The organism is Corynebacterium faecium (genome assembly GCF_027257105.1).
GTDB lineage: Bacteria > Actinomycetota > Actinomycetes > Mycobacteriales > Mycobacteriaceae > Corynebacterium > Corynebacterium lehmanniae.
Genome location: NZ_JAPYJX010000011.1, coordinates 1 through 10,841, shown reverse-complemented (window position 1 = coordinate 10,841; position 10,841 = coordinate 1). Strand labels below are relative to the sequence as shown.

The following is a 10,841-nucleotide window of genomic DNA, read 5'->3' as shown; positions in this document are numbered from 1 at the left end:
GGACGACCAGCCCTCTACGACAACGCTATCGACACCGACTACACCCACTCAATCGGCATCCAAAAAGGCCAAATCTAACCCCCACGACACGCCGAGCCAGACACACTTTTTGTCGTTTAACCCGCTATTCCCTCCGAGTGGCTGGGTCAACAGAAGAACCCCGCAACCAGCCTTTGCGCCGATTGCGGGGTGAAAGAAAGTGCTCCTCCAACTGGGCTCGAACCAGTGACCCTTCGATTAACAGTCGAATGCTCTGCCAACTGAGCTATGGAGGAATATTGTTGCGTTGCTGTTCGCTGTGCAACGAGATGTAACAATAGCGTGGGTTGTCTGCGTTGCCCAAATCGGCAGGTTGAGTGGTGTTTTCGGGCTTGGTTATGGGGTTGGATTTTTGGGTAGGGTGGCGGGCATGTTGATTCCGGTAGGTGGATTCCGAGCAAACGCCGTCGCATGGGGGCTGGCGGGCTTCGGCGTGGTGTGTCTGTTGTCGGCGAACCGTCTTGACGACTGGCGGGCGCTGACGTTCCTGGGGCTGGCGCTGGTCATTCCGAGCGTCGTTTGGCTGGCCGCAGACAAGTGGTTCTCGCGACCACGCGGGGCGCTGTGGTGGGTGCTCGTGGCGGCCGCCGTCGCGCTCGGAGTGTGGGGAATTGCGCTGTTCCCCTCGAAGTGACGGGGATAACGCGATAAAGTGGCGGACATGAAGAAACCGATGCTTGCACTCGGCGTCGCCGCCGCCGTCACCACCTCCGCCGTCATTGCGCCTGCCACCTTTGCTGAGGAGGGCGCAAACACTACCGATACGGGTTCGTCTGCGGATTCGGGGGAGGCCGAAGGTTCGTCGTTAAGCACGGGCGCGATTATCGGCATCACCCTCGGCGTGCTGGCCGCGGTGGGCGCCGGCGGGTACTTCGCGGTGCAACAGGGCTGGCTGGAGCTACCCGAGTTTGTGGACCCGGCTGCGGCCGCGGGGCTGTCCTCGCTGGTGCCGGCGCTCGCGATCCCGGGGCTGACGAAGAAGGACAATGGTGCGGCTGCTGGTGGATCTTGCGCGCCGCAGGCTTTCGACGCGGTGGTGCCGGAGTGGCCGCACTTTACTGGTACCAACGTGATGTTCTGCGACGGTAAGTGGGCCATCGCGGGTGCGAACCAGACGGACTGGATCCTGTACTTCAAGAACTCGAACGGCAAGTGGGCCGTGATCCCGACTGCCGGCACGAAGCAGAACGGCATGGCGCGCGGGTGCTACAACGGCATCACGCTACGCGAGCAGGGCGCGCCGGAGGAGTTCATCCGCCAGGCGCCGATTTGCACGCCGGCGGAGATTGGGAAGTAGTTCCTCGTCCTCGGGGGTTCGCGGGCGCTTGGGGCGCTGGGGGGTGAGGGGGGAGTTGAGCTGGGAGCGGATTGTGTCGCTGCCGGCTTTTCTTTTGGGATCGCAGTGGGTCAGTGTTGCGCGATTTTGGCGTATAGGCGAAAGCCTGAATTCGTCGGCGGGGGAGGCTGTCTTCGCTCCCTTAACTCGCTGGTCCGATTTTTGAGGCTGCGCAAGGCGTGTTGCCCCAATTAGGGTTTTGGCTAAAACCTGAATTCAGGGTCGGCGGAGGCCGCTCAGGGTGGTGCTTGTGGCTGATGTGGCGCGCATCTGTCCGTCCGATTCAGGCTAAATGCGACGGAAGTTGGTGTGCGATCCCGACCGCCGGTACGAAGCAACGCGGGATGTATTGCGGTGCTACAACGGCTGGACTCTGTGCGAGCACGGTGCGCTGGAGAGGCTCACGCGCCAGGTGCCGATTCGCACGCCGGCGGAGATTGGGAAGTAGCACTTCTGCAGATACGAAAGTGCCCCACCTCGGATTGAGGTGGGGCATTGCGCTATTTGCTTACTTCAGCGTCGGAGTGAGCATTGCGAGGCCGTTCGAGTTGACCTTCTTCTTATCGTCCACTTTGTCCACGGCGTACATGATGATTTTGACGCGGCCGCCGCCGCGGATGTCGGCGCTACGTTTCTTGGCCTCGCCCGGCTTCACCGTTACGCGATCACGAAGGCCGTCGTTCAGATAAACCTCGATCACGCCGACACCGCCAGAGTTCGGGATGTTGGAAGCCCACGCAGCGGTGTAATTTAGCGTCGAGTACTTCTTGTTCACATCAAACGTCGAGTGGTCATACCAGTCTGCGTTCGTGGAGATCAGTGACATCGGGTAGTCCTTCCCGTTGAAAGTCACGTCGACACCGGACTGGATTCCATGGATACGGTTTCGGTGGGTGTGCAGGTACTTCCCGTCGGCGAACTCCGGCTTGGAGTACTTGCCCGAGTTACCCGGCTTCGACGGGGCGGACGGGGAGGAGTTGCCGCCACCGTTGTTGCTGGAGCTATCACCCAGTTCCGGGGCGACGGCGCCAAGGATCACGCCAAGGGCGGTGATGATCGCCAGCACAGAGCCGACGATTTGGGGCAGCAAGTTCTGGAAGTCACGGAGCTGACGCTCGAGATCTTTCGCGTTAGGCACGGAGCTCTCCTTTGCAGGATTCGTGGAAGATTCTGACAATAGAATCTAAGCACGTGCCAAGCTGCTTTGCAGGGAATTGGGTGACGGGTCTTGCCGGAGGCTCGTCGATAAGCAAAAGGCCCGGCTGCACGGACGCAACCGGGCCTTCACCGCCTACGAGCTACACCTGGTAGCCCATCGGGGCGCCGGGGCCGAGCGGGATGCCCAGGGCGTACCAGATCATGAAGAAGACGAACCAGCCCACCAGCATCGACACCGCGTACGGCAGCGAAAGCGACATTAGGGTGCCCACGCCGGCCTTCTTGTAGTACTTCTGCAGGAACGTCAGCGCCAGGGCGAAGTAGGGCGACATCGGGGTGATGATGTTCGACGGCGAGTCGCCGATGCGGTAGAGCATCTGGGTGACCTCGGGGGAGACGTCCACGTACATCATCATCGGCACGACCACCGGCGCCATCAGCGCCCACTGCGCAGAGCCGGAGGTGATGAATAGGTTGATCAGCGTGACCATCAGCACGAACGCGGCGAACAGGATCACGTTCGGCAGGTCCCAGGACTGCAGCAGCTCAGAGCCCTTGATCGCGGTCCAGGGGCCCAGGTTGGACCACTGGAACCACGCCAGGAACTGGGAGACGGCGAAGAACAGCACCAGGATGGGCAGGAGGGTTTCCAGGCCCTTGGCCATGAACTTCGGCACATCCGCAGCCTCCTTCACCGTGCCCACGATCAGGCCGTAGACCAGGCCGGTGGCGAAGAAGATCGCGGTGATCGGCACGGCAATCGCGCGGATCAAAGGCGACTCCATGAAGCCCTCCTCCGGCCGCGCGAACGGCGAGCCCGGGATGAACAGTAGGGCGAAGTAGGCCACCAGTGCGACGAGGAGGGTCACGCCGGCCCAGGCCAGGCCCTTGCGCTCGAGAGGGGTGAGCGACAGGTCATCGTCGTCGGTGAGGTGGGAGTCGTCGGGCTGGTTGGACTCGTCGAGTTGGAGTTCGTCCTCGTCGATGTGGTCGTGGTCGACAAGGTTCTCGGCCTTCTTGTCCACGAACAGTTCCGTCACCGCCGTGATGATCAGCGACAGCACAACCGCGGACGGGATGACGAAGAAGATGTTGGCGAGCGGGGAGACGTGGTATTCGGCGTCGACAAGCTGTGCGGCGGAGGTGGAGATGCCGGCCAGCAGCAGGTCGGTGATGTTCAAAATCAGCGAGGAATTAAAGCCTGCCGACGACGCCGCGAACGCCACCATCGCACCCACCACCGGCGAGCGGCCCACCGCGTGGAAGGCCATCGCGCCCAGCGGGATGATGATCACGTAGATGGCGTCCGAGGCCACCGAACCGGTCACGCCGGCAAGCGCGACCATGAACGTGAGCATCTTCGGGCTGACCTTGTCCACCATCGCGCGGACCATCGCCGCGAGCAGGCCCGTCTGCTCCGCCACGGCCACACCCAGCATCACCGCCAGGATCACGCCCAGCGGCGGGAAGGCGATGAAGTTCTCCACCGCGTCGGTGACCATGCGCGAGATGTTCTCGCCGGTGAGCAGAGATTCGACGTGGATCTCTTCGCCGGTTGCGGGGTCCACGGCGGAAAGACCAGCCTTGTTGGCCAGCCAGGAGGACACCGCCACCACGCCGGCCAGGATCACAAACAGCCAGAACGGGTCCGGCAGCTTATTGCCGATCTTTTCAATCCAGCCCAAAAAGCCGGACATGCCGTCTTGGTCTTGACGCTGGTCTTGGGCCTGGTCTTTAGGCTTATGGTCGGGTTTCTTGTCGGTCCTGGTTGATCCGGTCATGGTGGGTCTTCCTGGTTGTCGGCAATTTGTGAGAGCCACATTACATATTCGTCACCCCGTAAGGTGAATCGCGTGAGTACTGAATTCCAAATTTCTCCCCGGCCCGCCCGCCGCGGCTTCGGGTTCGCCGGCGCCGCCTCGGTTGTTGCGGTGCTGGCCATCGTGGCGCTGGTGCTGGCGCTGACCCGCCCAGCGCTGCTCAATTGGCGGGAGGGGGAGGTGACGTCGACGACCATTGGGGCGTCGCTAGGCGATATTGCCCAGCTTTCTGTGGAGGAATACGTCTTCTCCGACGTAGGCAAATTCGACCAGGAAGGCCTCGAGGTGCTTGGGGTGCGCGTGCCGTTTACCGGGCGGAATTTCCTGGTGACGTACGACGGGCGCGTCACCGCGGGCATCAAAGACGCCTCGCTTATCGACGTGCGTTTGGCCGACGGGGAAGTCAACGTGCAACTGCCCGAGGTGGAGGTGCTCGAATCCCACATCGACGCCGACAGCGTCAAGGTTTACGACCAAACCATGAACCCCATCAACCAACTCCGCGTCGAAGACGTCACCGGGTTCATCGCCGACCGCGAGGCCGACGCGCGGGAGAAAGCCATCGCGTCCGGGTTGTTGGACCGCGCCGGGCAGCACGCCGAGGAGCTCGTGCGCGCTCACGTGGCGGCGCTGGTAGCCGGCACTGAGTACGAGGACTACGAGGTGCGGGTTTCCCAGGCGCGGTAGTTCGTGCGTTCCGCGGCTTCCGCTCGCCCCGCCCCGCCTCCCGCGCCCCGACCCGCCACAACAACCTCCAAGTCGAGGTGGCGCATTCACCCACTGACAACTCCGGCCATTCCCAGGGTCTGGATCCCAGGGTTTGTGGAAAGGCAGGTATGGAGACGCCGCGCGTGGTAATCTTTTCACATGCGTAAAACTTTTGCCGCGGGCGTTATCGCCTGCGCCGCCGTTGCTGCCGTACTTCCGCCCGTCGCCGGAGCCGCCGAAGCTGCCGATGCGCCTGTCGACCCGGGCTTCTCCCGCGTCTGCGCCGTCGAGTACAACGCCGACCAGGTGCCTGCCCTGGCCGCCGGCCTTAACGCCGACGACATCCTCTACCACTCCGGATCCCGCGCCGACGCGCTCGCGCTGTGGGCGAAGAAACAGGACCAGCTGCGCGCCGGGCTCGGCGAGAACGGCTGGGGCTCGGTGACGCAAGCTGATGACCTGAAGCTTTGGCCCGTCGAGGAGCACACCACCAGCTCCGTCATCGCCGACGACCTGGGAAGCTCGAAGACCGGCACGCCGTCCACCCTCGACACCCCGTTCAGCGCCGGCGAGGTCGCGTACATCAAGTCCGCCGCCTCCTACACCGCGCAGCGCTTCCAAGACTGCGGCAAAGACATCAACCGCACCGAGCCGGCCGCCCCGTCGAGCCTGAACTCTCAGGTCGCGCCGGGCGCCATCGCCGGAATCGTCGCCGCGGTGCTGGCGGTGCTCGGCGTCGGCGCGGCGTTTGCGGCGTCGGCGGGCATGATCCCGGGGCTCCCGGCGCTGCCGTTCTAAGGACACAAACCCCGAGTAAGCCCTCCCGAGTATGGCTGAAAATGGGCCGTAATAGGGATCGCTTACTAGGGGTCTGCGGGTGGGGCGCACGCCACCCGGTCCCCGGCTTGAGGCTCGTGACTGCCGACGTTGCCGGGTGGGCGGTTTGAATTTCTGCGTGAAACCCTTTGACGTTGTACCCCGCGCGTCGTATATTCACAGATGTGAGCCAGAGGTGAGCGTCCGCAAGAATCCTCCGGGCAGCAACTCCGAAACCCACACGCTAGTGTGGGTTTTCGTGTATTGAATGCACGACTGTCCTGGCGCTTCGCCTGAAGGGGGTTTCGCGTGCTCCTTGCGTATCTAGATGAGATAGGGGCACCTGGCGCCTTTGTCTCCCCTAGTCATCCAAGGTTCGCTGACAGCCCAGCATTTGGCTATGGCGGGTTCATCATTCCAGAGGACAAAGCGCGTGTATTCGGGGCGTACTTCGCAGAAGCGAAGAAGAGATTGTTCAAAAACGAGATTCCTGAAGGCCAAGACCCGGGGCGTTGGGAGAAGAAAGGTGCATCGCTCTTGTACGCGAGGGTGTGTGAAGAGCGACCCCAGAATCTGAGGGTGTTTAACTCTTTGATCGGTTCGTTAAGGGGAATGGGCGGGCACCTTTTTTATTACGTGGATGAGAAGCCAGTGGGGACACCGAAGCAGACCAACACCGGCCCAGCAGAATTCGAAAGGCGCGAACAATCTGCAATGTACGAGGCGCTAAATCGGATCGCTCGGCACGCCGACAAAGCCGACCAATCGGTGATGGTGATGATGGATCAGATTAATGAGAAGTCGCGGAAGCAACGCCTACCTCAGATGTACGCCCACATTCTGGGAAGGGCCGCTGACTTCGAGGAAATGCGGAGAATCATTGAACCACCGATGCATATTGATAGCACGCTCTCGGCCAACATCCAGTTTGCGGATTGGGTTTGCGCTCTCGTTAAACGCGCTGTTGAATCCCAACTTGTTCCTAATTCTCGCTACGAATGGTTAGCGGAATCCAAGCAGATCAGTGCAGCACGAGGGGCTTTTACATACGAATCCAAATTGCATCTGTTCGAGCGGGGAATACCAGACTTGGTTCATTCCGATATTTTGGATCCAAGGCGTCCGGTTATCAACGACCCGAGCATGCTGACCCCGGAAAACCGAAGGAAGCTTGAACAGGTGCGTGTTGCGGCTGTCAGGGCGAAGAACAGATGAAGAAACGAGCTTCTACGTAAGGTGGGCGGCATGGAGCTCGAGAAGTTTTTCAGCAACTGGCCGGTGGACAACGTCGCGGCGGCCCTCGTCGGCGACACGGAAGCCACGTTCGGCGACCAGGACAAAGTCTTCGAACTCGCGAGCGTGACCAAGCTGCTCTCCGCGTACGCCGTGCTCCTCGCGGTGGAGGAGGGGGCATTCGAGCTTGACGACGCCTCCGGTCCCCCCAACTCCACCATCCGCCACCTCCTCGCGCACGCCGCCGGTGTGGGGTTCGACTCCCGCGAGCCGCAAAAGGAACCGGGGGAGCGCCGCATCTACTCCTCGGCCGGCTACGAGATCCTGGCCGACCACCTGGAGGAGACCACCGGCATCGCGTTTGCGGACTACGCCCGCGAGGGGGTCTTCGAGCCCCTCGGCATGGATTCCACCGAAATCTACGGCTCGGCCGGCCACGGCGGGCGCTCCACCGTCGGCGACCTTGCTGCGTTCGCCTCCGAGCTCCTCTCGCCGCGTATTCTGGACCCGTCGACGCTTGGCGAGGCCTTTTCTAACCAGTTCGGCGACCTGCGCGGCGTTGTGCCTGGTTACGGCATGCAGAAGCCGTGCCAGTGGGGCCTCGGGTTTGAGATCAAGGGCGAGAAGGCGCCGCACTGGACCGGCGACGGCATGCCCGCGGACACCGTCGGGCACTTCGGCATGGCCGGGACGTACCTGTGGGTCGCGGGCGGGCAGGCGTGCGTGGTGCTGACGGACCGCGAGTTCGGCGACTGGGCCAAGCCGTTGTGGCAGGAGACCAACACTGCGCTGTGGGAGGCGCTGGGGTAGGGCGGCCGCAAACCTCCAGGGAGGTACGCGAAAAAGTCGTGTAGCCGAAAACCTGAATTCCGCGCGGGTGCTTGATGCGAGTCGCGCGAGTTTTCCCAGGGCGGACGGGTGCGCGCCCTTCGGCGAATTCAGGTTTAGTGCGACGCGACTCAATCGGACACATAGCTCGCCCGCAGACGAGCCGGGGGTAGGGTGCGGCGGCCAGGTGGGCGTCGATAGGCAAAATGCCCCCGCATTTCGGGTGTAGCCGCCGCCTTTTTCGTGTAGGCGCGCGGCGCGCAGTGTTTTAAACTGCACGCATGACTACGACAAACACCCCGCTACCAGCAGCGGGGCAGAAGCTGCCGACCAATCAGGTCGTGCCCCTGATGACGGCGCTGCTGGTCGCCGTCTTCGCGTTCCAGCTCAACGCCTCCATGCTCGCGCCGGCGCTGCACACGATGGAGATGGACCTCAACGCCACCACCGCGCAGATCGGCATGACGCAGACGGCGTTCTTCACCGCGGCGGCTGTGTTTGCGCTGTTCATGCCGCGCTGGGGTGACTTGATTGGGCGCCGCAAGGTGCTGGTGTGGATGATGATCGTCACGGTCATCGGCTCGGTCGTCGCCGCTCTGGCCACCAACGTGACCATGCTGTTCGTTGGCCGCGTGATCCAGGGCGTGTCCGGCCCGACCGTCGCGCTGACGTCCGTGATGCTGCGCCAGGCGGTGCGCGAGGAGAAGCAGTTCGCGTTCCTGGTGGGCATCCTCACCTCGGTCAACGGCGGCATCGCCGGCATTGACGCGATTTTGGGCGGCTGGCTTACCGACGCCTTCGGTTTCCGCTCCCTCTTCTGGGTCATCGGCGCCGCCGCGCTGATCGCCGTGTTCGCCGTGCAGTACGGCGTGGAAGAGACCAAGTCCGACCAGCTTCAGCCCATGGACTGGAAGGGTGTTGTCGGCCTGGTCGTCGGCGTCGGCCTGGTGCTGACCGCCCTGAACATGGCCGGCGAGCTCGCCGCTGCGAACTGGTTCATGGTGATCCTCTTGCTGGTCGTCGGCGGCGCGTCGCTGGTGTGGTTCTGGCGCACCGAGAAGGCCAGCCCGCACCCGCTGATGTCCACCGACCTGCTGTCGCAGCGCCGAACCTGGGCGCTGCTGCTCACCACCACGCTGACCATGACCGGCGTGTTCGCCGTGATGAACGGCCTGGTGCCCAACCTCGCCCAGGACCCGGCAGCCGGCCCGGGCATGTCCGCCGGTGTCGTGTCCTGGTGGACACTGACCCCGTACGCCCTGGCCGGCCTGGCCATGGGCCCGATCTCCGGCTGGCTCGCTGGGCGCGTGGGCTACAAGATCATCCTGCAGATCGGCATCGCCGGCGCGGCGCTGTCCGTGCTGTTCGGCACCGTCGTAGTCGGCAACGCCACCCACGCGATGCTTCTGGCCATGTCCATCCTCGCCGGCATCACCTACGCCGGCATGGGCAACATCATGCTCGGCTCGCTCGGCGTCGTGCTGGCGCCGAAGCACAACCAGGGCTACCTGCCGGGCCTCAACGGCGGCGCGTTCAACCTGGGCGCCGGCCTGTCGTTCACCATCATCTTCGCCGTGTTCACCGCCACCGGCGGCAGCTACCGCGCGGGCATGATCGCCGGCGCGATCCTGCTGGGCTGCGCGTTCGCGGCGTCCTTCCTCATCCCGAAGCCGTCGTCGGTGCCGGACACGCTCGCGGCGGAGGATATGGCTGCCCGTGCGTAAAATCATCCTGGACTGCGACCCCGGCCACGACGACGCCGTCGCCATCCTGCTCGCCGCCGGCCACCCGGACATCGAGCTGCTCGGTCTGACCACCGTCGGCGGCAACCACACCATCGACCACGTCACGCGCAACGCGCAGCAGGTGCTCACGGTCGCCGGTCTCACGGATGCCCCCGTCTGCCGCGGGGTGACGCGCCCATTGCTTAACGACGTCATCACGGCCGAAGACATCCACGGCGACACCGGCATGGAAATCCACGGCTTCGACCTGCCGGAACCTGCTGTTCCGGTGGGGGAGATCGGGGCGGTGCAGTGGATCGTCGATACGCTGATGCGCGAAGAGCCGGGGACCGTGACCCTGGTGCCCACCGGGCCGCTGACCAACATCGCCTTGGCGGCGCGCCTGGAGCCGCGGATTGTGTCCAGGGTGCGCGAGGTCGTGCTGATGGGCGGCGCGTACGGGGCCGGCAACTACTCGCCGTCCGCGGAGTTCAACATCGCCGTCGACCCGGAGGCAGCCGCGATCGTGTTCGGCGAGGACTGGCCGGTGGTCATGGTCGGGCTGGACCTGACTCACCAAGCCCTAGCGACGCCCGCAGTGCAGGAACGTTTTCGGGATCTGGGAACGCCGAGCGGCGACTTCCTGGCCGCGCTTGTGGACGCGTTCCGTGCCAACTACAAAAACGCCCAGGGCTTTGACAACCCGCCAGTCCACGACCCGTGCGCGGTGGCGTATGTCATCGACCCGTCTGTGGTCGAGACCGTGTCCGTGCCAGTGTCGGTGGAGCTTTCGGGGACCTTGACGCGCGGGCGCACCGTGGCGGACCTGCGCGCGTTCGGCGCTGCGCTCGCGTCGAGCGTGCCGGGCGGTGGCGCTGCTGGTGCTGCTGCGTCCGCCGCAGACCCGGCGTGCAACACCTCGGTGGCGACGCGCCTGGACGTGGACCGGTTCTGGGACCTGGTGGTCGACGCCGTAGAGCGCCTCGGCTAGGGGCGCCTTTCGCCACGCTTGCCGATCTCCCGCAAAACCGGCTACCTGCAACCGGCTACCCCGCGAAAAAGGGGATGCGGACAAATTCTTGGAGTGCATTTGGGGGACTTTGTCTCGTTGTTATGCACTCAGTGCTTGTCGGTGTTCGGCGATGGTGGTGTAGCCGTCGCCGAGTGTCGACTTCAATC

The 10,841-nt window shown here is 63.7% G+C and carries 10 protein-coding genes and 1 tRNA gene; 8 read left to right on the top strand and 3 right to left on the bottom strand.

The genetic code is table 11. From position 1 onward, the window contains the following. Positions 1 to 202: 202 nt before the first annotated feature. Positions 203 to 275: transfer RNA gene (locus tag O5O53_RS11490), tRNA-Asn, on the bottom strand. 134 nt (positions 276 to 409) lie between these two features. Here O5O53_RS11490 and O5O53_RS11485 point away from each other — a divergent pair. Continuing rightward, positions 410 to 673, top strand: coding sequence for a hypothetical protein (locus tag O5O53_RS11485; protein WP_269512169.1), 264 nt, complete (start codon positions 410 to 412; stop codon positions 671 to 673). A 27-nt stretch (positions 674 to 700) separates the two neighbouring features. Next, positions 701 to 1,336: a hypothetical protein gene (locus O5O53_RS11480; protein WP_239356485.1), complete on the top strand. Its 636-nt coding sequence runs from the start codon at positions 701 to 703 to the stop codon at positions 1,334 to 1,336. Between the two features lie 547 nt (positions 1,337 to 1,883). On the opposite strand, the gene O5O53_RS11475 is transcribed toward O5O53_RS11480, so the two are convergent. Together O5O53_RS11475 and O5O53_RS11470 are read right to left on the bottom strand one after the other, a co-directional pair. Further along, the gene (locus O5O53_RS11475) at positions 1,884 to 2,513 is read right to left on the bottom strand and encodes a hypothetical protein (RefSeq protein ID WP_269512166.1); all 630 of its coding nucleotides are present in this window, start codon (positions 2,511 to 2,513) and stop codon (positions 1,884 to 1,886) included. 160 nt (positions 2,514 to 2,673) lie between these two features. Further along, entirely contained in the window at positions 2,674 to 4,230 is a 1,557-nt protein-coding gene (locus O5O53_RS11470) for an AbgT family transporter (RefSeq protein WP_269512172.1), read from the bottom strand. A 156-nt stretch (positions 4,231 to 4,386) separates the two neighbouring features. Here O5O53_RS11470 and O5O53_RS11465 point away from each other — a divergent pair, with 156 nt between their 5' ends. The 6 genes from O5O53_RS11465 to uriH all read left to right on the top strand — a co-directional run bounded on the left by O5O53_RS11465 (position 4,387) and on the right by uriH (position 10,653). After that, entirely contained in the window at positions 4,387 to 5,040 is a 654-nt protein-coding gene (locus O5O53_RS11465; protein ID WP_269512163.1) for a DUF4230 domain-containing protein, read from the top strand. Positions 5,041 to 5,220: 180 nt separating this feature from the next. Further along, entirely contained in the window at positions 5,221 to 5,859 is a 639-nt protein-coding gene (locus O5O53_RS11460) for a hypothetical protein (protein WP_269512160.1), read from the top strand. A gap of 327 nt (positions 5,860 to 6,186) precedes the next feature. Further along, positions 6,187 to 7,092, top strand: coding sequence for a DUF3800 domain-containing protein (locus tag O5O53_RS11455; RefSeq protein WP_269512158.1), 906 nt, complete (start codon positions 6,187 to 6,189; stop codon positions 7,090 to 7,092). A 30-nt stretch (positions 7,093 to 7,122) separates the two neighbouring features. Further along, entirely contained in the window at positions 7,123 to 7,920 is a 798-nt protein-coding gene (locus O5O53_RS11450) for a serine hydrolase domain-containing protein (RefSeq protein ID WP_269512155.1), read from the top strand. A 299-nt stretch (positions 7,921 to 8,219) separates the two neighbouring features. Continuing rightward, entirely contained in the window at positions 8,220 to 9,662 is a 1,443-nt protein-coding gene (gene uriT, locus O5O53_RS11445) for a uridine transporter UriT (RefSeq protein ID WP_269512152.1), read from the top strand. Continuing rightward, entirely contained in the window at positions 9,655 to 10,653 is a 999-nt protein-coding gene (gene uriH, locus O5O53_RS11440) for a uridine-preferring nucleoside hydrolase UriH (RefSeq protein ID WP_269512149.1), read from the top strand. Before uriT ends, uriH begins: the two co-directional genes overlap by 8 nt. Positions 10,654 to 10,841 lie beyond the last annotated feature (188 nt).